Origin of the sequence: Rhodococcus sp. MEB032, assembly GCF_030208925.1 — a bacterium.
Classification (GTDB): domain Bacteria; phylum Actinomycetota; class Actinomycetes; order Mycobacteriales; family Mycobacteriaceae; genus Rhodococcus_F; species Rhodococcus_F qingshengii.
Map to the genome: position 1 here is coordinate 75,936 of NZ_JARVSY010000010.1, position 24,982 is coordinate 100,917.

Annotated in this window: 23 protein-coding genes and 1 riboswitch; of the genes, 14 read left to right on the top strand and 9 right to left on the bottom strand. The window is 63.6% G+C overall.

Features of this window, described 5'->3' with window-relative positions:
• Positions 1-87: 87 nt before the first annotated feature.
• Positions 88-1,128 carry an iron-siderophore ABC transporter substrate-binding protein gene (locus tag QRN54_RS10550; protein WP_285181977.1) on the top strand — a complete coding sequence of 347 codons (1,041 nt, stop codon included), beginning with the start codon at positions 88-90 and terminating at the stop codon, positions 1,126-1,128.
• Here QRN54_RS10550 and QRN54_RS10555 read toward each other — a convergent pair.
• The 3 genes from QRN54_RS10555 to QRN54_RS10565 form a co-directional block, all read right to left on the bottom strand.
• Complete coding sequence (locus tag QRN54_RS10555; RefSeq protein ID WP_050654714.1) at positions 1,118-1,669, bottom strand: phosphatase PAP2 family protein; 552 nt, start codon at positions 1,667-1,669, stop codon at positions 1,118-1,120. The two genes, QRN54_RS10550 and QRN54_RS10555, sit on opposite strands and share 11 nt — an antisense overlap.
• Positions 1,670-1,675: 6 nt before the next feature.
• On the bottom strand, positions 1,676-4,348 hold the full coding sequence (locus tag QRN54_RS10560) for a sacsin N-terminal ATP-binding-like domain-containing protein (RefSeq protein WP_285181979.1): 2,673 nt from the start codon (positions 4,346-4,348) through the stop codon (positions 1,676-1,678).
• A gap of 68 nt (positions 4,349-4,416) precedes the next feature.
• Positions 4,417-5,238 (bottom strand): DUF3027 domain-containing protein, encoded by an 822-nt coding sequence (locus QRN54_RS10565; protein WP_030535360.1) that lies wholly within the window; start codon positions 5,236-5,238, stop codon positions 4,417-4,419.
• 38 nt (positions 5,239-5,276) lie between these two features.
• Between QRN54_RS10565 and QRN54_RS10570 the strand changes: the two genes are divergently transcribed.
• The 3 genes from QRN54_RS10570 to QRN54_RS10580 all read left to right on the top strand — a co-directional run bounded on the left by QRN54_RS10570 (position 5,277) and on the right by QRN54_RS10580 (position 8,365).
• Positions 5,277-6,107 (top strand): glutaminyl-peptide cyclotransferase, encoded by an 831-nt coding sequence (locus QRN54_RS10570; RefSeq protein ID WP_285181981.1) that lies wholly within the window; start codon positions 5,277-5,279, stop codon positions 6,105-6,107.
• Positions 6,108-6,176: 69 nt separating this feature from the next.
• Positions 6,177-7,871: an MFS transporter gene (locus QRN54_RS10575; protein WP_285181982.1), complete on the top strand. Its 1,695-nt coding sequence runs from the start codon at positions 6,177-6,179 to the stop codon at positions 7,869-7,871.
• A gap of 26 nt (positions 7,872-7,897) precedes the next feature.
• Complete coding sequence (locus tag QRN54_RS10580) at positions 7,898-8,365, top strand: DUF2771 family protein (RefSeq protein WP_257230628.1); 468 nt, start codon at positions 7,898-7,900, stop codon at positions 8,363-8,365.
• Positions 8,366-8,453: 88 nt separating this feature from the next.
• Here QRN54_RS10580 and QRN54_RS10585 read toward each other — a convergent pair whose 3' ends face one another.
• Positions 8,454-8,867 carry a cold-shock protein gene (locus QRN54_RS10585; protein WP_007733502.1) on the bottom strand — a complete coding sequence of 138 codons (414 nt, stop codon included), beginning with the start codon at positions 8,865-8,867 and terminating at the stop codon, positions 8,454-8,456.
• Between the two features lie 215 nt (positions 8,868-9,082).
• On the opposite strand from QRN54_RS10585, the gene QRN54_RS10590 reads away from it, so the two are divergent.
• Together QRN54_RS10590 and QRN54_RS10595 are read left to right on the top strand one after the other, a co-directional pair.
• Entirely contained in the window at positions 9,083-9,310 is a 228-nt protein-coding gene (locus tag QRN54_RS10590) for a hypothetical protein (RefSeq protein WP_003940194.1), read from the top strand.
• A gap of 33 nt (positions 9,311-9,343) precedes the next feature.
• Positions 9,344-9,733, top strand: coding sequence for a YccF domain-containing protein (locus QRN54_RS10595; protein WP_003939919.1), 390 nt, complete (start codon positions 9,344-9,346; stop codon positions 9,731-9,733).
• 94 nt (positions 9,734-9,827) lie between these two features.
• On the opposite strand, the gene QRN54_RS10600 is transcribed toward QRN54_RS10595, so the two are convergent.
• Positions 9,828-11,225 carry a YncE family protein gene (locus QRN54_RS10600; protein ID WP_058226123.1) on the bottom strand — a complete coding sequence of 466 codons (1,398 nt, stop codon included), beginning with the start codon at positions 11,223-11,225 and terminating at the stop codon, positions 9,828-9,830.
• A gap of 394 nt (positions 11,226-11,619) precedes the next feature.
• Positions 11,620-11,829: riboswitch (cyclic di-AMP (ydaO/yuaA leader) on the top strand.
• 8 nt (positions 11,830-11,837) lie between these two features.
• Here QRN54_RS10600 and QRN54_RS10605 point away from each other — a divergent pair.
• Positions 11,838-12,401 carry a transglycosylase family protein gene (locus QRN54_RS10605; protein WP_003939675.1) on the top strand — a complete coding sequence of 188 codons (564 nt, stop codon included), beginning with the start codon at positions 11,838-11,840 and terminating at the stop codon, positions 12,399-12,401.
• 83 nt (positions 12,402-12,484) lie between these two features.
• Here the strand turns inward: QRN54_RS10605 and QRN54_RS10610 are convergent, their stop codons facing one another.
• The gene (locus tag QRN54_RS10610; protein ID WP_019744939.1) at positions 12,485-12,673 is read right to left on the bottom strand and encodes a hypothetical protein; all 189 of its coding nucleotides are present in this window, start codon (positions 12,671-12,673) and stop codon (positions 12,485-12,487) included.
• Between the two features lie 60 nt (positions 12,674-12,733).
• Here QRN54_RS10610 and QRN54_RS10615 point away from each other — a divergent pair, with 60 nt between their 5' ends.
• Complete coding sequence (locus QRN54_RS10615; RefSeq protein WP_285181986.1) at positions 12,734-15,058, top strand: helicase-associated domain-containing protein; 2,325 nt, start codon at positions 12,734-12,736, stop codon at positions 15,056-15,058.
• Positions 15,059-15,145: 87 nt separating this feature from the next.
• Positions 15,146-15,271 carry a hypothetical protein gene (locus QRN54_RS10620; protein WP_003940363.1) on the top strand — a complete coding sequence of 42 codons (126 nt, stop codon included), beginning with the start codon at positions 15,146-15,148 and terminating at the stop codon, positions 15,269-15,271.
• A 424-nt stretch (positions 15,272-15,695) separates the two neighbouring features.
• Here the strand turns inward: QRN54_RS10620 and QRN54_RS10625 are convergent, their stop codons facing one another.
• Positions 15,696-16,346 carry a TetR/AcrR family transcriptional regulator gene (locus tag QRN54_RS10625; protein ID WP_285181987.1) on the bottom strand — a complete coding sequence of 217 codons (651 nt, stop codon included), beginning with the start codon at positions 16,344-16,346 and terminating at the stop codon, positions 15,696-15,698.
• 54 nt (positions 16,347-16,400) lie between these two features.
• Entirely contained in the window at positions 16,401-16,712 is a 312-nt protein-coding gene (locus QRN54_RS10630) for a hypothetical protein (RefSeq protein WP_003939736.1), read from the bottom strand.
• A 242-nt stretch (positions 16,713-16,954) separates the two neighbouring features.
• Between QRN54_RS10630 and QRN54_RS10635 the strand changes: the two genes are divergently transcribed.
• The 5 genes from QRN54_RS10635 (at position 16,955) to QRN54_RS10655 (ending at position 23,978) form a co-directional block, all read left to right on the top strand.
• Positions 16,955-18,148, top strand: coding sequence for an LLM class flavin-dependent oxidoreductase (locus QRN54_RS10635; protein ID WP_165639086.1), 1,194 nt, complete (start codon positions 16,955-16,957; stop codon positions 18,146-18,148).
• Positions 18,145-19,221 carry an alcohol dehydrogenase catalytic domain-containing protein gene (locus QRN54_RS10640; RefSeq protein WP_030535354.1) on the top strand — a complete coding sequence of 359 codons (1,077 nt, stop codon included), beginning with the start codon at positions 18,145-18,147 and terminating at the stop codon, positions 19,219-19,221. The genes QRN54_RS10635 and QRN54_RS10640 overlap by 4 nt, the downstream gene beginning before the upstream one ends.
• A 180-nt stretch (positions 19,222-19,401) precedes the next feature.
• A complete protein-coding gene (locus QRN54_RS10645; RefSeq protein ID WP_003940219.1) occupies positions 19,402-21,060 on the top strand; it encodes a DNA repair helicase XPB in 1,659 nt (552 codons plus the stop codon).
• A 102-nt stretch (positions 21,061-21,162) separates the two neighbouring features.
• Positions 21,163-23,241 (top strand): amidohydrolase family protein, encoded by a 2,079-nt coding sequence (locus QRN54_RS10650; protein ID WP_285181994.1) that lies wholly within the window; start codon positions 21,163-21,165, stop codon positions 23,239-23,241.
• Positions 23,242-23,315: 74 nt separating this feature from the next.
• On the top strand, positions 23,316-23,978 hold the full coding sequence (locus QRN54_RS10655; protein WP_007733514.1) for a DUF3239 domain-containing protein: 663 nt from the start codon (positions 23,316-23,318) through the stop codon (positions 23,976-23,978).
• A 9-nt stretch (positions 23,979-23,987) separates the two neighbouring features.
• Here the strand turns inward: QRN54_RS10655 and QRN54_RS10660 are convergent, their stop codons facing one another.
• Positions 23,988-24,974: an LLM class F420-dependent oxidoreductase gene (locus QRN54_RS10660; RefSeq protein ID WP_063315901.1), complete on the bottom strand. Its 987-nt coding sequence runs from the start codon at positions 24,972-24,974 to the stop codon at positions 23,988-23,990.
• Positions 24,975-24,982 lie beyond the last annotated feature (8 nt).

A 24,982-nucleotide genomic window follows, 5' to 3' on the forward strand; every position in this document is an offset into this window, starting at 1 on the left:
GGTCGATTCACCCTTTCAGTATGGTAAGCCTACCCTGCACTTCAGTGTCGGTCTTAGCTTGTCAATGCTGAAAGGAACCACGTAGCCGTGAAGATCTCCCACCGAAATCGTTGGAAAAGCCGAGGACGTTGGACGAGACTGACATCCGTTGCTGTGGTCGCCCTGGTCGGCACAGCACTCGTCTCCTGCAGTTCGAACGACGACGCAGCAAGTAGTTCGTCGAGTTCCGGTGGTGGCGCCTTCCCCGTCACGATCGATCACGCTTTCGGCAGCACCACGATCGATTCCGAACCACAACGGATCGTCACCGTCGGTTACAACGACGAGCAGGCTCTGTTGGCTCTGGGCATCAAGCCCGTCGGAATGGTCAACCAGTACCCGGGCGAACCGGACGTCAACCGCACGTGGCCATGGGTCACCGGCCCTTGGGGCGGAACCGAACCGACCGTCGTCGGCAGCAATCCCGAAACCACGATCAGCGTCGAAAAGATCGCTGCGCTCGAGCCCGACCTGATCCTCGCGCTCTACTCGAGCATCGACAAAGACCTGTACAGCACACTTTCCGCGATCGCCCCGACCGTCGCGAAGGATCCGGCCCACGGCGACTACGCAACTCCGTGGCAGATCACGACGAAGACCGCAGCGAAGGCAGTGGGTCGCGAAGCCGACGGCGAGAAGTTGGTCGCCGATATCGACAGGCAGTTCGCCGACGCCAGAAGCGCTCACCCGGAATTTGCAGACCAGACCGCGGTGATCATCAGCGTCGACGCGACCCCGGAGTTCCACGCCTTCTCCTCCGAGGACGCCCGCGGACGGGTTCTCGGCAGTCTCGGATTCAAACCTGCTCCCGCGGTCGAGGCCTTGATGAACGGTGAGTTCTACGCGCCGATCTCCACCGAACGACTGGATCTTCTCGACGTGGACCGTCTCGTTGTCATCGGCAATCCCGATGCCGCACAGGCGGTCCGAAACAACCCTGGCTTCCAGCAACTCGACGTGGTCAAGGACAATCGCGTCGTCTACGTCAACGACGATCAGGCTCCGCAGGTCGGTGCGGCCTTGACCGCAAGCTCGGCACTGAGCTTGCCGTGGGCCACGAGCCAACTACTCGCCGAGCTCACGAAGTAACCAGCGCCCGGCGCTTTCTGATCTGCGCGGTTCCCCAGATCCACACCCCGGCCCACATCATCCCGAACGCCCAACCTGCCAGTACATCGGTCATCCAATGGGCAGCCAGGTAGACGCGGGAGAATCCGACGGCGATCGTGTACAGGCCGAGGCTCGCGAGCATTGCCATCTTCGCGAGCCTCGGCAAGGCAAGACGAAGGATCACGGCGGCAACCGAAGTCGCGAGTATCGCGCTCATCATCGCGTGGCCCGACGGGAACGAATACGAATCGATTTCGATCAATCTCTCCGGAACGGGTGGGCGGGTTCGCGTGAAGATGCGCTTCAATCCGCTCATCACGAGCAGACCGGTCAACATCGATCCGGCGATCAGCAGAGCTTCGGTACGCAGTCTCCGAACCAGAAGCACGATCGTGAGCAGCGTCGCGATCAGCCACGACGCGAGGGTTCCGCCGCTGTCGGTGATGACGTCGACGACGTCCACGAGCCACGCCGTCCGCTGACTCACTGCGCTGTCGAGTACCCACTGATCAAAAGACATCTGCCCTCACATTCCTTGCGGCAGAGTCCACGTACGCATCACGTGATGAACGCCGTCCGAGTCCACCCACCACGGCACGATCACCGTCGTCTCGACCGCCCCCGTCAGTTCCACCGTCAGTTCGTGATGGATCACTACCTCGCCGCTGGGTACCTCACGGCCGAGGGCTGCGAAGCCGAGAACTGCCTGCGGTTCGTTCGCCCACGTCGTGACGACGCCGGTGCTGCTCACTCGTCCGTGAACGGATGCAGACGCCGTCGCGACGTCGAGTAGATCTGCCAGTGCGTCGGCCGTCTCGAAGCTGCCGAGCACCACTCGTTGTGCAGGTAGTGCCGCTCCCAGCCACGGTCGGTCGAGAACAAGGGCGTCGCCGGGATCGACCAGATCGCCGGAAAGGCCTCGCACGAACGGAGGCAGGTGCAGTTCCTCCAGGTCGAGAACCCGTCGCTGCGCTGCCTCACCCAGTAGCCGGTGCGTCCGCGCGACGACGGCGGAGGCCGGCATCCGTAGTGGGTCCGCAAGCCGATCGAGCAGCAGCTGAGCCAGTTCCGGATCGTCGACGGTATCCGATGCCAGCAATCCGGAGAAGAATCCGGCGTCGGGGTGTTCGGCAGCATCGAGCAAGCCCTCGAAGGTGCGATCGCCCGGAGCGCGCAGCAAGCCCAGCACCTCACCGCCGAGTTCGGCATTCGAACGCAACCACCACGCCGTGTATCCACGACGGTCGGTGAGCAGCGCCCGCGTCGCCGGCGACTCGACCAGCAGCGACAACGCCTGCGGCCAGCGGTCTTCGTCCACGAGGTCGAGATCGCGCACGGCTTCGATGTATTCGGGGTCCTCGTCGAGGGTGTCCCACCATGCGTCTTCGGCGTCGAGATCGTGATCGGGGCCGGAAGGCAATTCCTCACGGACCACCGTGAAACCCCACCCGACACCGACTACCCGTAGCGCCTGCTCCCCCACCCGCTGAACAAAATCAGCGTCGACGATGCCGAAGGGAGAATCCTCGACCAGGACGCTTGCAAGGGGAGCTCCCGGAAGCAGAAGTTGGTCGGCGGACCGCAATTCGCCCTCCGAATCAGGAAGCAGCACTTCACCGATCCACGACGGCAGCGCTCCTGGCGCCACGTGGGCCGCCAATCCGAGTACAACCTGCGCCAACTCCGTCGCTACCGAATCATCTTGGTCCGCAGCATCTTCGATCAATGCGCGCAGCGCCGGATCGGACAGCAGGTCGGTGGCACTCGCGGTCTGCGCTCCCAATCGAGACAGCAACGGGTGAACCGCGACGGGATGAACCAACCTCGTCCACTGCACCGACGGCGCGTCTTCGCCCAGTTCGACGCCGACGACGACGGTCCGCGGCCCGGTCACCGTCCGTCCGTCGGAGAGCGGAACCGGCAGTGTTCCAAGCTCTTCCACCGCAAGAGTGTCGATCACCAAGGGCTCGAGAGCCGAATAGAGTCGATTCCACCACTTCGGTTCACGTTCCGAACCGCTGAGCAGTTCCGCGATGCGCGCGAGCCCGATGCGGTGCGTCGACACTGCCGCGAGTGCTCGCTCGTGCTTGGGGCCGGAGAGCTCGGGGACAACCAGGCCGCCGATGATGTCGGTGAGCAACTCGGCAAGGTCATCACCGAGCCCGGGCACCACGGATGCTCGCTGCGGCGCGCGGTCGGGTTCACCGACCACCGGAAGCCACTCGTTTTCCTGCAGCTCCTTCAGAAGCGCTTCGCGCAGAAGCGAATCGGTTTCGCTGCGGGCAAAGGCAGGGATCGGGACGAGTGCCGTTCGCTGCCGAGGAGGTAGTGCAGCAAGGAACTTCGCGTACCCCTCGGCAAGCGGAGCGATCGGTGCAGCGGGCATGATGCGTCGCCGATCGGGTTGCATTGCAATGTCGGCAATGATGATCGCGGGGATCGACAGTTCCTCGTCGGATCGCGTCGGCGCCCGCAGGACGTCGTCTGCGACCGGCTCGACGACCCCGTCGCGGACGGGCACCAACCATCGTGCGTTCGGCGCGGTGTACTGCCACCACGTGCGATCACCGATAGCGATCTCGACGAGGCCGGAATCCAGCACCCGTTCCGATCGCCGAAAAGTCTTCTCACCCAGACGAATTGATCCGAGAGCTGGGAGTTCGAGGAGCAGGTCGACAGCCTCACGTGCCATCTGCGAAAGCAGCGCTGCGGCATCGACGTCCGGCCGAAGCGTCAGCACCACTTCCGAATCAGCACCATCGCTCGGCAATTCGCCAGACGGCCACACCAAACGAAGTACGGGGACACTGGTTTCCGGTACCGGGAGTTCGCGAGACTCGATCTCGCGCAGAGTGTGCGAGGCAGAGAATCGAATCGATCCCGTCGACGAGCGCAGTTCCACCTCGTCACTGACCGAGAGAACTGCCGAGAATCCGACGCCGAACCGTCCCGTCACACCTTCGTCGGCGTCGACCTTGTTCGACGCGCGCAGCGCGGTCAGCGCATGTACACCGGATTCGTCCAGTGGACGGCCCGTGTTCGCCACCGTCAGCGTCCGACCGTCCACATCCACCCACAAAGAGCCCTGGACGCCCTCGCGTGCAGCTGCATCGGCAGCGTTCTGCGCCAGTTCGGTGAGCAGACGGTCGCGGTACCCGGCCTTTGCGAGGTCGGATTCCGCAGCCGCGTCTTCACGCAATCGCGTCGGAGATTCCGACCACGCGCGCAGCGTCGCCTCGCGGAGTGCGTCCGTACCGAACGGATCTTCTACTCGGTGGATACCGAATCCTCAACTGCAACAGCGCTCGACGGGCGAGCGGGCACCGCAATCAGCTCGACGGCCCCGTCGTCGAATGCGTCGAACTGCGGCGAGCCCGCACCGAGCGGCAGGCTGGTGTCCGAGTGCGCGCCACAACCGTAGGACACGCTGACCACACGGCCGTCTGCGGAGAGTTCGTTTCCGCACACACCGAACGCTGCGTGCAGCGAACCGGCGAGTGGAAGGAAGAATCCACACAGTCCACACGTCGACGGCGCGGCCTTCGCCATCTCCGACTCCGGGCCGAAGTCACCGTCGAACCAACGCTGCGCGGCATCGAGTCGGCCCTCGCGGCTCATGACCTGTTTGCGGCCGAGCCCGATTTCGAGAGCTACCTCGTCGACTTCCGGGTCACCGGTGGCGACGTAGCCGGGAACGAGGCGAGGATCCTCGGCCGGCGGGGCGAGTAGGTCACCGACGGACAGATCGCCGGGACGAATCCGCTGATCCCATGGCAGCCATTCCGGCGCAACCAACGCGTCGGGACCCGGCAACAGCGCCAACTCACTGATCGTGGCGTGGGTGTCCTCCGGTCCGGCAGCGACGACAACCGCCCACTGCCAACCGCGGTATCCCGGAATGTCTGCTGCAAATCGATGGGTGGCGGCAAATTCGTCCTCCGACGTCACGCCGAGGTATGCCCCCACACCGCCTTCATGCAGGTCGACGACTGCCTTTCGGGCAAGCTCGACCGCATCGGCCAGTACTGGGCGCGGCACTGCACGCTCTGGAGAAGTAGCAACACTCACTCCTCCAGTTTGCCGCACCACCGCAAGTCCGCAACGCACTGGGCTGCCATGCTGGGCAGATGAGTAGGTCACACGCCAATTCCGTGCGCACTTTTGCAGTGGTCGCCGTGATCGCCTCGGCCTTGGCGGGGTGCTCCGATTCCCCCGGCGCTCCCGACAACCTCACGTCCGAAACCGGCTCCGTCGGGATCGTTCGAGTGTCCGCGCACGATCCCGACGCGTTCACGCAGGGCCTCGAGATCGACGGAAACCGGTTGTACGAAAGCACCGGACGCGTCGGGCAGTCCTGGGTGCGCTCGAGCGAGATCTCCGACGAGCAGTCCCCCGCTTCGGGACCGGAAGTTGCGCGTGCCGATCTCGACCCGCCGTTGTTCGGTGAGGGCATCACGGTCGCCGGAGACACACTGTGGCAACTCACCTGGAAAGACGGCGTTGCCATCGCCCGTGACAAGGACACCTTGACCGAACGAGGGCGGTTCCCACTCGACACCGAGGGATGGGGAATCTGTTCGCTCGGGGATCGGATTGTCTCGAGCGACGGTTCGGCCACGTTGACCTTTCGCGATCCCGAAACCTTCGCGTCGATCTCGACCGTCGACGTCACCAGATCTTCGGAGTCCGTCGGCAAGCTGAACGAATTGGAATGCGCCGAAGACGGCTCCGTCTACGCCAATGTCTGGACCACGGACACCGTCGTCCGAATCGACCCGTCGGACGGCAGCGTCACGAACGTGTACGACGCTTCGCCGCTACGCGAAGAACTCGTCGCGGACGGATCGACCAGCACCGTCGACGTTCTCAACGGCATCGCGCAGATTCCCGGTACCGATCGATTCCTGCTCACCGGCAAGTATTGGCCGCAGATGTTCGAAGTCCGTTTTGTTAACTGAGTCCGACATGACACAGGACTCGCAGGGGTGTGCGTGGTAGCCGCGCCGACACTAGGACAGAATTGAGTGGTGACCGGACCGCGCGAACCCTACGACCCCGAAACTCGGCGAATCCACGACGAGCCGGAGGGGCAACAGGTGCACCCCGGTTACGACAATTACCCACCCGCGGCCCGCCCGGACAATTACCCACCTTCGGCCCGTCCCGCTGCCCGTCGCACGCCTTTGCCACCGCTGCATCCGATTCCCGAATCGCGGGGAGACTCCGAATCCGCGCCCGGTTCGAAGACGCCGGGGGCGGACGCTCCCAAGGCTCCACCGATGCCTCGCAAGCTCACCGTCACTCGCGTCGCAGCGATGCGCAGCCGCGAACTGACGAACAAGGGCATCGCGACCTTCCAGCGCGCGGCGAAGGCCGACGGCGCGGACAAGTCCGGTCTGACCGCTCTCACCTACGCGGTGATGACGAACAACGCGACCGACGCGGCGATCTCCGTCGCTCTGGCCAACACGCTGTTCTTCTCGGCCGCGACGGGCGAGGACAAGACCAAGGTCGCGCTCTATCTCCTGATCACGATCGCACCGTTCGCGGTCATCGCACCGCTCATCGGCCCCATGCTCGACCGGTTGCAGCGCGGACGCCGCATCGCACTCGCGTCGTCGTTCGGAATCCGGACGCTCCTCGCGGTGATCCTGGTCTTCAACTTCGACAGTTGGATCCTCTATCCGGCCGCGCTCGGCATGATGGTGCTCAGTAAATCGTTCTCGGTGCTCAAGAGCGCAGTGACACCACGCGTCCTACCACCGGAAATAGACCTGGTGCGCGTGAATTCGCGTCTGACGGTCTTCGGGCTGATCGGTGGAACGATCGGGGCCGGCGCTGTCGCAGGTGCGCTCGCGCTGGCTTTCGGTTCCACCGGCGCCTTGTGGTTCGCGGTCGCCGTCACCGTGTTCGGCGCATATCTGAGCATGCGAATCCCGTCGTGGGTCGAGGTCACCGAGGGTGAGGTTCCCGCGACCATCACCTACCACCCGGACGAAGCGCATCACGCCGGCAGCGCCCCACCGCAGCCGGACGCCAAACCTGCCAAGGTCCGTCAGCCTCTCGGACGCGCCGTGATCATCGGACTCTGGGGCAACGGCACCATTCGCGTGCTCACCGGCTTCCTGACGCTCTACATCGCGTTCGTCGCCAAATCACGCACCGATCACGAGCCGCTCCAGCAGGCCATGATGCTCGGCCTGGTCGGCGCAGCAGCCGGTCTGGGTAACTTCGCCGGAAATGCCACGGGTGCGCGCCTCAAGCTCGGCCGGCCTGCCTTGATCGTGCTCCGGTGTACTGCGTCGGTGTGGATCATCGCGGTGATCGCAGCGCTGACGGACAACCTCATGACGGCCGCGCTTGCCACGCTCATCGCATCGGCCGCCAGCGCGCTCGCCAAGGTCTCACTCGACGCGTCACTCCAGCACGACCTGCCCGAGGAATCGATCGCGTCCGGATTCGGTAGATCCGAGACGGTTCTGCAGCTGAGCTGGGTACTCGGCGGCGCATTGGGGGTTCTGCTTCCGACCGAATACTGGATCGGGTTCACTGTTGTATCGGTGTTCCTGACGATCGGGCTTCTGCAGACCTTCCTGAGCTACCGAGGAAGCAGCCTCCTGCCCGGCCTCGGCGGGAAGCGACCCGATCTGGCCGAACAAGAAGTGACCGAAGTGATTTACACCGGTAAATCCAACCGAGGACAAGGAAGTACTCCGCAGTGATGATGCGCTCGAGAACAAAGAAGATCGTGGCAGCGATCAGTGTCCTGATGGTGGTGGCACTGGTTGCTTACGTCTCCGTTCTTTTCGTGATCATCAAGAACATCAACGACGACCCCGACAAGCTGCCGGTCATCACTGCATACGCACACGGCAAGACGATCGAAACGAACCCTGCCGGTTTCTGCACCATCGACCTGTCCCAGTGCGCCCAGGTGGGCGACATCTACGCACTCGACGTTCCAGCGGGCCTCCCGCTGCAGCTGTCGTTGTCGACGGACGTCTCGGATGCGCAGTGGGCACTGCTCGCCGTCTACGAGGATGCCGACGGCAACCAGACCGGTGAGCCCCGAGTCTTCGAGCCCGGCGAGGCCCTGGCAGTGACGGTCGAGTCTTCGAGCGATCCCGTCAAGCAACTCGTCGGCGTCGAAATCCACCTCGCCGTCGGTGAGGGAAGCGAACAGGGACTGCTGATCTGGTCGATCAAGACCGCTTGATCCCCGGAACGTCGAAAATGCCCTGCACACCGATTGGTGTGCAGGGCATCTTGTTTCGAAGCCGTGTACGGCAGCTCCTATCGAGCGATCAGGTGTCGAGCTCGCGAGCGACGGCCCGGACGACCTCGGAGATCCGCTGAGCGGTCTTACGGTCCGGGTACTTGCCGTTGCGCAGATCCGGCTGGACCTTCGCCTCGAGCAACGTGATCATGTCCTCGACCATGCCGTGCAACTGATCAGGGGTGTGCTTACGCTCGACGGGCTCACGACGCGTCGCCGTCGCGCCGCGCAACGACGGCGCCGGCTCGAGTACCTTCAGGCTCAGTGCCTGCGGACCGCGGCGGCCCGCAGCCATTCCGAACTCGACGCGCTGGCCGGCCTTCAAGCCTTCGACGCCCTCGGGGAGAGCGGAAGCACGGACGTAGACGTCCTCGCCCTCTTCCTGCGACAGAAAGCCGAAACCCTTTTCGACGTCGTACCACTTCACCTTGCCGGTCGGCACCGCGTTCACCTGCTCATCACTCGACTGGGGCGTCTGCCCCAATGTGCTCGGGAGGCTCTCGGAAGAGCCTCATGGCCTTGCTCGCATCGCTTCCGGTGGAAGAATGCAAAAGAACGCGCCCCACACTTGCTTCAGCGGGGCGCGCAGTCTGTTAACAGTCTACCTGTGACGAACCCGGGTCGGCACCCAGGTTTACAGGCACTATCCTCGTAGGTGTGGACCCTCAACCGAACCCGCGCACTTCCGGCACCGGAAACGGTCTGTTCCGTACGGCGATGGCACTGTTCATCGTCGGATTCCTGGCGATCGTGGCCATCTTCGCAGTCCATATCTTCAGCGACACCCCACCCGGCCTGGCGTTGTACCTGGTAGCACTCGCGTGCCCGATCGGCTTCCTCCTGGCCATCGTCTACACGCTCAGATCCGGTCGACGCGTGCGCTGATCACTCCCGCCTCCAACCGAAAGGTCACTGACCATGAGAATCCTCCTGAACGTGATCTGGCTGGTCTTCGGCGGCTTCTGGCTGGCGTTGGGTTACTTCGCCGCAGGCATCATCTGCTGCATCCTCATCATCACGATTCCCTTCGGAATCGCGGCATTCCGCATCGGCATCTACGCACTGTGGCCGTTCGGTAAGACCGTCGTCGACAAGCCGACCGCTGGTGTCGGTTCGATGATCGGCAATGTCATCTGGGTGATCATCGCCGGTATCTGGTTGGCGATCGGACACATCGTCACCGCCGTCGCGATGGCGATCACGATCATCGGAATTCCGCTCGCGGTCGCGAACCTGAAGATGATTCCGATCTCGCTGATGCCGCTCGGCAAGGAGATCGTCGACGTGGACCGGGTGAATTACGCATAGTCGTGGACCGCGTCGATTACGCATAGCGGGCCCGCGGACCGAAGAACCCGACCACAGCAGTTGCTGTGGTCGGGTTCTCTGGTATCAGGTCGTATCAGCGGCCGAGGCTACCGAGTCCGGGGAGGTTACCGAGCGAACCGGTACCCGTTCCCGGGTTGCCCGGATCGACGGGGCCGACCGGCCCCTCGGAGACCACGATGGTCACGCTCGAAGCACGCGAAAGCACGCTCTTCGCAGTGACCTCGACGGTGACGCTGCCGACAGCGGTGGGGGTACCCGAGATGGTGCCGTCCTGTGCGAGGGACAGTCCGCCGGGCAGAGTGCCACTGGTGAGTGCAAAGGTTGCGCGCGCATCGGCGGCAGTGAGCTTCTGCGAATACGCCTTACCTACCTGAGCGGCAGGCAATTCGACGGTCGCGGGTAGCGGGTACGCAGCAACGACTGTCACCTTGCCCCCGTTGGTCGTCGACGCGATGGCGCCGGTCGAGGTGTCGAGCGCGAGGTTTTTGACCTTCTCCAGTGCCGGAACCTTGGTATCGGTCAGAGCGGTGGTGGCGCGGGTCGTCAGATCGACCGACCACAGGTGTCCGTTCATGACGTCCGCGACATATGCAATGCCTGCCGCAGCGTCGACGACCACGCCGTTGGGAATCGCGGTCGGAGACAGCGTGGTCTTCGACAGAACCGCGCCGGCCGGGGTGATCGCCCACAGGTTGGTTGCCCGGGTGTCGGTCATGTAGATGTTGCCGGTGTTCGTGTCGACATCGACGTCGACCGGGTAGAGGTTGTCGGCACGCACGATCGACTTGAGTGCTCCGCCCTTGCGTACGTCCGCCTGCCACAGCGTGCGGCCGTAATTCTCGTCGAAGAAGTTGGTGTCCGCGATGTAGAGGAAGCCGCGGACACTGTCGAAGGCGAGCTTGGTCGGCGTTGCCGACTTGTGGACCAGAATGCTCGACACGGCGTCGGCGGCGTTGGGGTCGACGACTCGGATGTTGCCGGACTTGTAGTCCGAGAAGTACGCGCGGTGTGTTGTGGGATCGACGACGACATCGTTGATCTGCGGACGCGAGCCGTCGGGGTTCTTCTCGCTCAGCGTGACCGTCTTTTCGACCTTCCCGGTCTTCGTGTCGACAATCGAGATCGCGCCGCCGTAGGAGGAGGACACGTATGCGCGTCCGAGGCCTGAGTCGACGGCAAGTGCCGACGGGTAACCGACGACGCCGTCGATGGTGCCGACGGACTTGCCGGTGTTCGTGTCGACGACGGACAACGAGCTGGTCGGTCCGCCGTACTGCGTGATGTATCCGCGGTGGGTTGCCGAGTCGACGACGATGTCGCCGGGCTGGGTTGCGGAATAGCTTCCGACAACACCGTGTGTCGGATCCTCGGGTGAGGCGTGTGCAGCGGGAGCAGTGACGGCCAGGCCGACAGCAGCAGCGGCGACGGCGAGTGATGCGGTGACCGCACGCCGACGGTATTGCAGTTTCATGAGGGGTGCCCTACTTCTTTGGAAGACTCTGCGAAACCTGCCCAATCGAGGCAAGTCAGGCAAACCTAACCTAAGTTTCGATCTCGATGTTGAGACACGGGCCACACCTTGGGCCCGGATCGACACACCTCTCAATCGCCCGAAATTGTATTTCCACATAACGTGTGACCTTGCTCACATTACGGATGGATAACGGAACGGACACAACCGGACATTCACTCGGGCACCCCCACCTACCTGGGAAGAGTCTCCTGCGCTTTGTGTGACGCGTTGTACGGCTTTCGCCACGCCGCGTTATCAAATGGTGACACGAGCGACTCGAGCCGTTACCGTCGTTTTCGGCCGGGAAACTCGGCCACCTCCGGCCCGCCGCGCCAAGCCTTGTCCCGCGGGTACCGGACTTCCGACAGAGCATTCCAGGGACGAGGACGGGGGACCCAAAGTCCTCTGTGAGAACAGAAAAGTTCTCCAGTGGACACCGGTTCGATCGCAAGACCGAATCTTGGGGTGAAGCCAGACCCTTTCCAGCCAGGAAAGGCGAGGCCGGGCGACCTCTCAGCCCGAACCCGACAGCTGACCTCGCAGGCGCGTGTGGAGAGGATTTCGACCATCATGAGCGGACGCCATCGCAAGCCCACCACCACCGGCCGCACTGTCGCCAAGGTCGCCGTCACCGGCGCCATCATGGGCGTAGCAGGAATTGCAGCCACCGGAACCGCAAACGCTGCCCCCGACTCCGACTGGGATCGTCTCGCCCAGTGTGAGGCCGGCGGAAACTGGGCCATCAACACAGGCAACGGTTACCAGGGCGGACTGCAGTTCTCCCCCAGCACGTGGAACGCACACGGCGGCGGACAGTACGCAGCCACCGCAAACCAGGCCACTCGCGAGCAGCAGATCGTTGTTGCCGAGCGTGTTCTCGCAAACCAGGGTTGGGGCGCATGGCCGTCCTGCTCCTCCAGCCTCGGGCTGAGCAGCGGCGCCACCGAGCGTTCCGCTCCGGCCACGACGGCTCCTCAGGCAGCTCCGGCTCCGGCGCAGCAGGTCGCACAGACCGTTGCACACCCGGTCGCCGACGCCATCGATCAGGCAATCGCATTCGCCGAGGCCAACGGTATCCCGGTCGACCCGCAGATCCTCGCAGTCGCCGACACCGCGAAGTCGTTCCTCAAGTAACACCGGCAAGACTGTCCGCTCGGACGCTCGAACATCAAGAAGGCCCGCACCGATTCGGTGCGGGCCTTCTTCGTGTCGAGTTGTTATCGGTTGATGACGGTGTGCGGGTGTACGTAAGGAAGTGACTCCACCGGAACCGGAAAGGTGGTGTCCTCGCCGAAGGGTGAAAGTCCACCTGCGCGGGTCGATGACAATTCGGTCACTGCGTGATCTCCGTCTGCAGTTTCCGGCCATCCTGGATCTACATAGTGTTGCTTCGAATTGTTGGCCACGAAGTCATTTTGACAGGACGCCGTTACGCCGTACAGACCAGGTCTCTAATCTGATACCTGATGACCGAAACACGTGGCACCCCGGCGGGCAGTTCCGCAGCCGAAAGTCTGACCGATTGGCTCTCGGCGCGCAGTGACGCCGAGTTGACGGAGTTGCTGCGTCTGCGCCCCGATCTGGCCGTACCGCCGCCGAGCACGATGGTGGTTCTCAGCGGTCGGGCACAGCAACGCGCGTCGGTCAGCCGAGCCGCGGACGAACTCGACACCCTCGATTTCGGTCTTCTCGAATTGTTGGCACTGGCCGGCGCCGAGGAAACTCCGATGACGCGGGCGGAGCTCAACAGTGCGATCGCCGAACGCGCCCTGACCGGCAAGGGCAAGGTCACCAAGAAGGCCGTCGACAAGTCTCTGTCGAAGATGCGCGCGTCCGCCCTCATCTGGGGTGTCGATCCCATCAGCGTCGTCCCGGCAGTCATCGGGATGATTCCGTGGCGTGTGGGGCGCGCCCTCGAACCTGCCGAGGCGATGACCGAGACCGAGATCTCGGCTGCGCTCAACGCTCTGGACACCCGCGAGCGGGATCTCCTCGAGACACTCGCCAACTCCAGCCCGATCGGTCGCACCCGCGACGCTGCCCCCGGAACGCCGCCTGAGCGCCCGGTTCAACGACTGCTGGCGGCCGGCCTGCTGCGGTGGCTCGACGAGCAGACCGTCGAGCTTCCGGCGACGGTTCGTCAGGTCATCCGCGGCGAGCCGGTTTTCGATCCGACGACGCTGACCGCACCTGTCATCGGGGGCGACAAACTCAAGCCGGCGGACGTGAACGCCGCAGCAGCCGGCGAGGCGCTCGAGTTGGTACGCCAATGCGAGAACGTGATCGCTGTTCTGGGCGCAGCGCCGGCCCCCGCACTGCGAGCCGGTGGGCTCGGTGTTCGAGAACTACGACGCGTGGCCAAGACGGCCGATCTCGACGAAGCGCGCGTGAGCCTACTTGTCGAGTTGCTCTCGGCAGCCGGACTCATCGCCAGTGGAACACCAGAGCCGGCGCCGGTCTCGGACAACGCGGACGAATACTGGACGCCCACGCTTGCGGTCGACGGCTGGCTGAACGCATCCACAGCGCGACGGTGGGAGGTCCTGGCGTCCGCCTGGGTCGACGTACCTCGAGTCCCGTGGATGATCGGGCTGCGCGATTCCACCGACAAGCCGATCGCGGCGTTGTCCGAGGAGGGCCGCGCTCCGGCGGCTCCGCGAGATCGTCAGGCCATTCTGGGGCTGCTCTCCGAACTCGACAGCGGCCAGACCGCGTCGGCCGTCGAGGTAAGTCGGCTGCTGGCGTGGCGACGCCCGCGATGGAGCGGGCGCCTGCGGACGTTCGCGATCGAGCGGACTCTGGACGAGGCCGCTGCTCTCGGGCTGGTGGCCCGCGGCGCGTTGTCGTCACCTGGACGAGCCTTGCTGCACGGCGGGGACGCCGAAGCCGAAATGCAGTCCGCGCTACCCGAGCCCATCGACTACATCCTGGTCCAGGCGGATCTGACTCTGGTTGCGCCCGGCCCGCTGGTACCGGACCTGCTCGAGCAGGTGAGCCTGGTCGCAGACATCGAGTCGGCCGGATCGGCGTCCATGTACCGCATCAGCGAGGACAGCGTGCGTCGTGCGCTCGACGCCGGTCTGACGGCCACCGAACTGCATACGATGTTCGCTTCGAAATCGAAGACTCCTGTCCCCCAATCACTTTCGTATCTGATCGACGATGTCGCCCGTCGACACGGACGACTGCGTGCCGGAGTGGCGGCGTCGTTCATTCGATGTGAGGACGCGTCACTGCTGGCGGAGGTCCTCGCATCCGCAGTGGCCGAGCCGTTGGCACTGCGCGCCTTGGCTCCCACCGTCGCGATTTCGCAGGCCCCTCTCCGCGAAGTCCTGACCGAGCTGCGAGCCGCCGGATTCGCGCCGGCAGGTGAGGACTCCTCGGGCACGTTGGTCGATCTCCGCCCACGCGGGGCACGTGTACCCAACCGTCGCAGCCGACCGGCGTCGAGGATGCCGGCGAGCCCGTCGGCGGATCAGCTGGCGTCGTTGGTCCGCACGATGCGGGCCGGAGACCGTGCTTCCGCCCCCGGCCGCGGCGGAGTGCGAACGGACGGTTCACGGGAGAATAACGCCGCCACCATCGCCTTGCTGGCCACGGCGGCCCGAGACAATTCGAGCGTCAACATCGGCTACGTCGACGCCCAGGGGGTCGCGACGCATCGCATCGTCGACCCCGTCAGCGTGGGCGGCGGACAGCTGGACGCCTTCGACCCCGCGAGCGGCGCGGTTCGCCGTTTCACGTTGCACCGAATTACTTCCGTCAGCCCCGTCGACTCCGGAAAAAAGTAGCAAAAAAGAAGCAACTGGCTTTTTTCTGTAAATGAAGTATGGTCGAGGTCAGTTTGTGATTGCCACTTCGAAAAATGAGGAGCGACAATGGCTGACAAGGCGCCGGGTAAGAACATGAAGAAACCCGCCCAGTCGATCAAGGAACGCCGCGCGGAGAAGCGGGCGAAATCTGCGGAGTCTTCCGAGTTCATCCGTAAGCGGAAGCGGAGCTGACAGCAAAGTCCAGAGAAGACGAGCTGATTGCGAAGCTGACCAATGCCTGCCCCCACCGACACCCTTGTGCACCTGCACGAAACGTTCAACCTGTTCAAGTCACGTAATCGAGGAACTGACGCACGCTCGCGCGGGTACGCAGCGGGCATGACCCTCGCTTCACTCTGCGTCCTCGACGAACACGCTCGGCAATCCGGAATACTTCTATCGGATTTACCGCAGAAAGAGAATCAACCATCGTGAAAAGAACAATCCATACCCTGGACCGCATTCAAACGAGACTCGAATCGGAGCTTGATTCCACTCCGGGTGATTCCGAAAAGAATATCGGTTACCGGTCCGGAATTTCCGAAGCTATTACTCATGTAATGGAAATGCGGAAGTCAGTGGTCGCGCAGAAATAGGAGACGCATCGATTAGGCGCTCACCCCAATAACTGCCGCACACCACCCACCAGAAAGACGACCTGGTCCTCGTAGAAGTCGGCAAGCCGCTCCGGCGCGAGCGGCTTGCCACTTCCGCTCCAATCGTCCGCCCGGCTCAACGCCTGGAGGAAGCCCATCAAGGCAATCGCCCAGCGAGTCTCGAGCCGTTCGGGATCAGTAGCAGGAAAAGTACGACGGACCTGGTCGAGAAGATGTTCACGCAGGTGCAGCTCGGTCGCCTCGAGGGCTGGATGGCCCGGTCGTGACATCTGCGGCTGCGAGATCTGCGTGACGATTCTGATCCATCGCATTCCCCGCGTGCGATGGCGAAGGAGCAATGCCTTGTAGGGCGCAGTGACGGCCCGTACCAGCGCCTCGACCGTCGGCGGCGTCTTGTCGGCGGAGAGGGCGTCGACGTTCGCGCTGATCTGATCTCGCACCGACGTTCCCATGTCCGACAGCACCGCTGCGACCAGATCGTCCTTGGTTCCGAAATGGTAGTGGACCGATGACGGCCCGAGACCGGCCGCGGCGTTGACCGAGCGCAGCGAAACTGCATCCAATCCCTCTGTCGCGAAAAGCCGTTCAGCAGTTTTGAGCAAACGCAGACGCGTCGCGTCGCCTTGACGGTTCTGCCGGGAGTCGGTCATACGAACGAGCTTCGCACGGGCTCGACAAACGTCTCAACCGTGGCGAACGCGGAGTCAGAGTGATTCACGGTGTGCTCGCACCCTGTTGTCGCGATCCACCCAGCCGTGGGCGCGTGCGTAGTCCACCATCGCGGAGAACTTCTGTCTCCACTCGGTGTTTCCGATCCGGGCAGCGACGGCTTGCTCCAAGTGGCCGATGTCGAGCCAGACGTGATCCCCCTCGAGTTCCCCCCACGGTTCCAGTACCCGACTCAGAGTCTCGGATCGATCGTCGCCGCCAACGACGACCGAGAGACTGGTGAAGTCGTCGACACTGTTCAGTTCGACGGTCGAGGAGTCGGGGGTGATTGTGACGTCCAGTTGCATACCTCTTCAATACTCCTTCGGAAAGTACTTGGTTCAGTACTCCTTCGGAAAGTACTTGGTTCAGTCGATCGACTTGCAACAACGATATCCGACGTCATTGCACCAGATAACGTTGAACCACAGGTGATTACAAATCTCCCACTGTGCGGGAGGCTCAACTTATTGGATCAGTTGATCCATGTTAGACATCTCGATCAGAGCGAGTGATCCAAATCACTCCCCTGTCGACAGGAGTTGTCATCGTGTGGTCCGCATCGTCCATCCGCTTCGGAGCCTTCCTCGCCCCGTACCACCCGCTCGACGCCGATCCCGCCCTGCAACTCAGACGCGATATCGACCTCATGACACACCTGGACCACCTCGGATTCGAAGAAGCGTGGATGGGTGAGCATCATTCGACCGGCGCCGAGATCGTGCCTGCCCCGGACATGTTCATCGCGGCCGCCGCAGAGCGAACCGAGCGCATCCAGTTCGGCACAGGCGTGACGTCTCTGCCCTATCACCACCCGTTGATCACGGCCGACCGCATCACTCAGCTCGATCTGCAGACCCGCGGACGGCTCATCTTCGGCACCGGCCCGGGCAAGATCCCCCTCGATGCACACATGATGGGCATCAACCCGTCGGCCCAGCGTCGTCGCCAGGGCGAAGCGCTCGAGGCCATTCTCGCGTTGCTTCGCGGCGAGGTCGTCAACATGGAAACCGACTGGTTCACGTTGCGTGACGCACGCGCACAGCTACCCACCTACCGCGCGGACGGCATCGAGACCGTGACAGCGTCCACGATTTCCCCCAACGGTTCGGTGCTCGCAGGCAAGAACGGCCTCTCCCTGCTCTCATTGGCGGCGAGTTCACCCAGCGGCTTCGACGCACTGGATCGCAACTGGGATGTGTACGAGAAGGTCTCGGCCGAACACGGCCACCGCGCCGACCGAGCGACGTGGCGTGTGGTCAATCCGATGTTCATCGCCGAGACCCGAGCCGAGGCCGAGCGCGCCGTGAGCCGGCGGATCGGATCGATGGCTTCTTACGTGAATCGACAGACCGGCCAGAACCCGGCCTGGGCAGATACACCTGCCGGAATCATCGATCAGTGGCGAAACGACACGCTCGGCGAGTTCGGTCAGGCGATCATCGGTACCCCCGAAGATGCGATCGCACAGATCGAGCGTCTGATCGAGAAGACGGGAGGGTTCGGCACGTTCTTGATCCTTCACGTCGACATGGCGAGCTGGGAGGACACCAAACGCAGCTACGAATTGTTCGCCTCCGAGGTGGTCCCGCACTTCCGGAAGCGAAATGTCGGGCGTCAGGCGAGCATGCAGTTCGCCGAGGACAATCGCGAATACCTGATCGGCGGGCTGGTCGGAGCGATCACCAAAGCCCATACCGACTACTACGGCCGGCCGGCCGAGACGGGAGCCGTGCGCGCATGAGGGCCGTCCGTTTCCAGCAGGGAGAATTCGCGGTCACCGAGATCGCCGACCCGCCGCCGTTGGCACCCCATCAGATCCGCATCGACGTCGTCGCCTGCGGGATCTGCGGCAGCGACCTGAGCATGTCGAAGGACCCGTGCCGATTCGTCGAGGTCGCGCACGACGGGGGCTACCCGCTCGCCACCTTCGATCCGGACGCGCCAGTGGTGCTGGGGCACGAATACGCGGGTATCGTCTCCGAGACCGGTTCTGCAGTAGACGATTTCGCGATCGGCGATCGGGTGGCCGGCATCGGCTTGGCCACCGACACCGCTACCGGGATCCCGACGATCATCGGCTACTCGAACGAGTACCACGGCGCGTTCGGCGATCACATAGTCGTCGACGCGTTCTGGGTCCGCAAAGTTCCCGACCACCTGTCACTCGAGCACGCCACACTTGCCGAACCTCTCCACGTCGGCGAGATGCATCTCCAACAGTCCGGCCTCACCTCGGCCGATTCGGCGCTCGTCATCGGTTGCGGAACGATCGGACTGGGCGCCATCGTCGCCGCGAAAGCGCGCGGAGCGCAGATCGTCATCGCGTCGGAGCCCTCCCCCAAACGACGCGAGCTCGCCGCGAAGATGGGCGCGGACATCGTCGTCGATCCGGCCGAGCAGGATCCGATCGAACTGTGGAATCGAATGATCGCCGAAGGCAACCAGCTTGTCGGCCAGGCCGCGAACGGAGTTCTGATCGCCTACGAATGCAGCGGGCGGGCGGGAGTCATCGGAGAACTGATGCACACTCTGCCGTTCAACTCGCGGATTCAGGTTCTGGCTGCGCCGTTCGGCGACGAGACGATCATTCCCGTCGTCGGGCAGTTCCGGAGGATCTCGATCAACTTCGGTCACGGTCCTTACGAGAATGCCTACGACATCACCCTGCAGAGGCTCGCCGACGGCGAGATCGACGCCGAAGCGATCATCACCGGCAGGGTCGGTCTGGATGGAGTCTCGGACGCTTTCGCAGCTCTGCGCGCACCCGACGAACACGTGAAGATCCTCGTACTACCCGCGGGCCTCCCGGAATAGCGGTCGATCCTGCCCTGTTGACGTAGGGGTGCTCGCACTCGGGCACCTCTACTTCGGGCTGTGCGAGCGTCGCCTGTTGGCGTCTGCGCCCCGATACCAGGACAATGGCAGGGTTGGCGTCAGCCGACAACGCGGCGCAACGCTCTGTGGCTGCCGCGTTTGTTTCACTAGGAGGATTCCGTGACCGACGGACCGTTGATCGTCCAATCCGACAAGACGCTGCTGTTGGAGGTCGACCACGAGCGCGCCGGCGATGCCAGGCAGGCAATCGCCCCCTTCGCGGAACTCGAACGGGCCCCCGAACACGTCCACACCTATCGCATCACTCCCCTGGCCTTGTGGAATGCCCGCGCCGCCGGACACGACGCCGAGCAGGTTGTCGACGCGCTCGTGTCGTACTCACGATTCGCGGTTCCACAACCGCTGCTGGTCGACATCGTCGACACGATGGCCAGGTACGGACGCTTACAGCTGGTCAAGAGCCCGGTGCACGGCCTCATCCTGGTCAGCCTCGACCGCGCAGTCCTCACCGAGGTGATGCGACACAAGAAGATCTCGCCGATGCTCGGTGAGAAGGTCGACGACGACACCGTGATCGTCCACCCGAGCGAACGCGGCCGCCTCAAGCAGATGCTGCTCAAGGTGGGCTGGCCGGCCGAGGACCTCGCCGGCTATGTGGACGGCGAAGCGCACCCGATCGATCTCGCTTTCGAAGAGGGCCACTGGGAACTGCGCGACTACCAGCAGATGGCAGCGGATTCGTTCTGGGCCGGCGGCTCGGGCGTCGTCGTGCTGCCGTGTGGCGCCGGCAAGACGATGGTGGGCGCCGCAGCGATGGCAAAGGCCAAGGCCACCACCCTCATCCTCGTCACCAATACCGTTGCCGGTCGTCAGTGGAAGCGTGAGTTGATCGCGCGTACATCGTTGACCGAGGAAGAAATCGGCGAATACTCCGGCGAGCGCAAGGAGATTCGGCCGGTCACGATCGCGACCTACCAGGTGATCACACGTCGCACGAAGGGCGAGTACAAGCACCTCGAACTTTTCGACTCCCGCGACTGGGGACTGGTGATCTACGACGAGGTCCACTTGCTGCCCGCGCCCGTCTTCCGGATGACGGCAGATCTGCAGTCGCGCCGCCGTCTCGGCCTGACCGCAACGCTGGTTCGTGAGGACGGCCGCGAAGGCGACGTCTTCTCGCTCATCGGCCCCAAGCGCTACGACGCTCCGTGGAAGGACATCGAAGCGCAGGGCTGGATCGCGCCGGCCGACTGCGTCGAGGTGCGAGTGACGATGACGGACGCCGAGCGCATGTCCTATGCCGTCGCCGAACCGGAGGAGCGCTACAAACTGTGCTCGACGGCTCACACGAAAATTGCGGTCGTGAAGTCGATCCTGGCCAAGCACCCCGATTCTCCGACTTTGGTGATCGGTGCGTATCTCGATCAGCTCGACGAACTCGGCGAAGCCCTGAACGCCCCGGTGATCAAGGGATCCACCAAGAACAAGGAACGCGAGATCCTCTTCGATCAGTTCCGTAACGGTGAGATCCAGACGCTGGTGGTGAGTAAGGTCGCGAACTTCTCGATCGACCTTCCGGAGGCGTCTGTCGCCGTGCAGGTTTCGGGAACCTTCGGGTCGAGACAGGAAGAAGCGCAGCGACTCGGACGCCTACTGCGACCCAAGCACGACGGCGGTCAGGCTCACTTCTATTCGGTGGTTTCCCGCGACACTCTCGATGCGGAGTATGCGGCACATCGTCAGCGATTCCTCGCCGAACAGGGCTACGCCTACCGGATCACCGACGCCGATGACCTGCTCGGACCTGCAATCGGCTGAGCATTTCTGCAACACGTTGCAGAATCAAATGGACATACGTCCAGTTATCTGTAGAGTGTCCCCTGTCACAGTCGTGTCCATCGGCCGGGGGTCACCTGCACCATGCGCTCAGTTCCACGTCTACGGGGTCGGCTCGCCGGGACCATTTCGCTGCTGACTGCCGCCGTCGTCGTCGCCGCGACCGGCGTCAGTGCGGCCGCTCCGAGTCCTGCTCCCACCACGCAGAACTCGGTGTACGCACTTGCGAACGGTTGCTTCGCACTTCGTACGGAGTCCGGCGATTTCGTCCGTCGTGACGGGTCGGCGTACCTCACCGACGTAACGAAAGCCACAGACGCCGAACCGTTCCGACTACATGCGGCCCAGTTGGGTCGATTCATGCTGTACGGCCCGGACGGGTCGATGCTCTCGCACGACGGCGCAGACTCGGTGCTCGCCACTTCCGAAGCAACTCCGTCCACCGACTGGACCGTGATGTCCACTGGCGAGTCCTTCGTTCTGACAGCGACCTCGAACGGCCGACAACTGATCTCGCGAGATTTGATGCTCACGATGTCCGATCCCGGTGACGTTCCCGACTCTGCGTTCACGCTGATCCCGCGCGACGGCTGCGCCGACTTCCCCGAAACGGAGTTGGGCGCAAACGGCGTTCCGGGAGAAATCGGACCGAACGGTGAAGTCACCGGATTCATCGACACACACGTGCACATGAATGCTTCCGAGTTCATGGGCGGAAACCTGCACTGCGGCCGACCTTTCGATCCTCAGGGCGTCACCGCAGCGCTCGTCGACTGCCCGGACCATCAACCCGACGGGATACCGGCGCTCCTCGAAAACGTTCTGTCGTACGGCAATCCCTTCGAAACTCACGACACCACCGGCTGGCCGAGTTTCACCGACTGGCCGGCGCACGATTCACTGACACACGAGCAGACGTACTACAAGTGGGTCGAGCGGGCCTGGCGTGGCGGTCTGCGAATCTTCACCAACCTCTTTGTCGCCAACCGTGTCCTGTGCGAGCTGTATCCGAGTAAACGAAATCCCTGTGACGAGATGGAGACCGTCCGGATCCAGGCGCAGCAGACACGCGAACTCCAGGACTACATCGACGCCCAGTACGGCGGTCCCGGCCGGGGTTGGTTCCGCATCGTGAGCTCCCCTGAACAGGCCAGGCAGGTGGCCGCCGACGGAAAGCTGGCCGTCACCCTCGGGGTGGAGGTGTCCGAACCCTTCGGTTGCTCTGTGCGCAACGGTATTCCGCAGTGCACCGAGGACGACATCGACCGCGGCCTGGACGAGTTGTACGACCTCGGTGTCCGGCAGATGATCGTCACGCACAAGTTCGACAACGCCCTCGGCGGTGCCCGTTTCGACGGTGGCGTCACCGGAGTGGCCGTCAACATCGGCAACTACCTGGGCACCGGGGAGTTCTGGCAGTCGGAACCATGCACCGGCGTTGCCGAGGACAATGTGCTGCCCACCAAGGTCGACGGCGCACAGAATCTTCTCGCGGTACTCCCACCCGGAGTGACGCTTCCGGTGTACCCCTCTGGTCCGCAATGCAATTCGCACGGCCTGACCGACCTCGGCGCGTACACGATCCGAGGTTTGATGGACCGAGGGATGATCGTGGACATCGATCACATGAGCGTCAAGACCGCCGAAGCGGCTCTCGATATTCTCGAAGCTGCGAACTACTCCGGCGTCGTTTCCAGTCACAGCTGGAGCGACCCGAGCCTGTACAAGCGGATCTACGCACTCGGCGGATTTGTCGCCCTGTACGCCGGACAACTCGACGCATCGGACGAAAAGCCCGAAGAGCGTGGGTTCATCGACCAGTGGCGGGACGCACGGGCGATGCGAAGCGAGAACTACTACTTCGGTTTCGGCTACGGCGCCGACACCAACGGCTTCGGGCCGCAGGCCGCACCGCGCGGCGACGCCGCAGAAAATCCGCTGCAATATCCGTACACCGCCTTCGACGGCACGGTCATGGACCAGCAGCGCGCCGGCACCCGGGTTTTCGACGTGAACACCGACGGCGTGGCGCAGTACGGGATGATTCCCGACTGGATCGCGGACATGCGCATCGCTGCGGGAGCCGACGGCGACACCATCATCGAGGACATGAGCCGCGGCGCCGAGGCTTACCTGCAGATGTGGGAGCGCGCGCGAAACTAGCTACGCTGGTGGACGGTCCCCGGGCGATCGGGGGCCGGTCCTAGATCGTCCGGCACCACCCGAAGGAATTTTTCGTGGCTGACTTCCAGTTCACCGTCGACAAGGCTCATGCCAAGTCGGTCAACGACACACTGGCCGATGTACGCCGCCTGCAGATTTCTGCGGTGATCTTCGCGATCGTCCTCGCCGCGGTCGGGGCCTGGTTGATCAGCATGGGCGAGGTGTGGTCCATCATCATCGGCGCAGTCCTCGCCATCGGTGCGGCCAGTTCCCTGTGGGTTGCCGTGTGGGCACCTCGCAAGGTGGGAAGCGTCGAATCTCTGTATGCGGACAACCCACTGGTTCCCGCGATCGTCACCGAGGTTCACCCTCGAGCGGCGACCTTGACGGCATTGATCGACATCGCGAAGCCTGCGGCCGGAGCACCGCAGTACGCGCTCGTCAGCCGCAACGTTCGACTCAATCCGAAGTGGCGAGTCGGCGACCGCATTCCGTCGGTCGCACTGCGTTCGGATCGTTCCACCCGCAGCAAGGCTGACACGTGGCAGATGGTCAGTCCCATGCCGATCGAGTGGGGGACCAAGGACTCGGCAGTGCTGGCACGCGCGATCGCTGCTGTCAGTGCGAGCGAGTGGAACTTCCTGCAGAGCCGGATTCCCGATTCCGAAGAAGTTCGCACCCACCCCGATCGCCGGGTTCTGATCAACCCGGCCGATCTTCCTGACTCGCTGCGCTAGCCCCAACGGTTACGCGAGCGCGGGCAGCACTTCCTTCTCGAACATCTCGATTCCCGACGTGTCGTACGCGGCCTCGGGGAAGTAGAAGATTCCGTACTCGAGTCCCTGCGCCGCGAGCGCCGACAGGTTCTCGATGATCTGCTCGGGCGTACCCACGGCAGGCATTCCGCGGAACGCATCGAGCGACGCATCGGCGGCAGCTTCGCCGACCAACGGCGTCAGTCGGGCCTTCAGTGTCTCCAACCGCTGAGCCACCTCGGATTCCGTCGCGCCGATGGCCACGTTGTAGTTGGCCGAACGGACGATGGCGTCGAAATCGCTACCGACGGTGTCGCAGTGCTTCTTCAGGATTTCGGACTTGTGCGCGAAGCCGGCCGGGGTGCCGTCGAAGTTCGTGTACTGCGCGTACTTGGCCGCGATCTTGAGTGTGACCTTCTCGCCGCCACCGGCAACCCAGATGGGAATTCCGCCCTCTTGCAACGGAAGTGGACGGCACAGCGCTCCGTCGACCTGGTAGTACTTGCCGTCGAGCGTCGAGCTGCCGGTCGACCACGCCTGCTGCATGATCTGGATTCCTTCGTCGAGGCGGCCCAGACGCTCACCGGCAGAGGGGAAACCGTAGCCGTACGCACGCCACTCCTGCTCGTACCAACCGCCGCCGATGCCCATCTCGACGCGTCCACCCGTGATGAGATCGGTGGTCGCGGCGACCTTGGCGAGGTACGCCGGGTTTCGGTAACTCATGGCGGTACACATCTGGCCCAGTCGGATACGCGAGGTCGACGCACCGAGTGCGGCCATCAACGTCCACGCCTCGTGAGTCGCTTCTTCCGTCGGCTGGGGAACGGTGTGGAAGTGGTCGTAGACCCACACCGACTCCCACGGCCCTGCCTCCGCGCGCAGCGTGAAGTCTCGCATCACCTCCCACTGCTTCGCGGGGTCGATGCCGACCAGGTCCAGACGCCAGCCTTGAGGTACGAACAGTCCGAATCGCATGTAGCGAG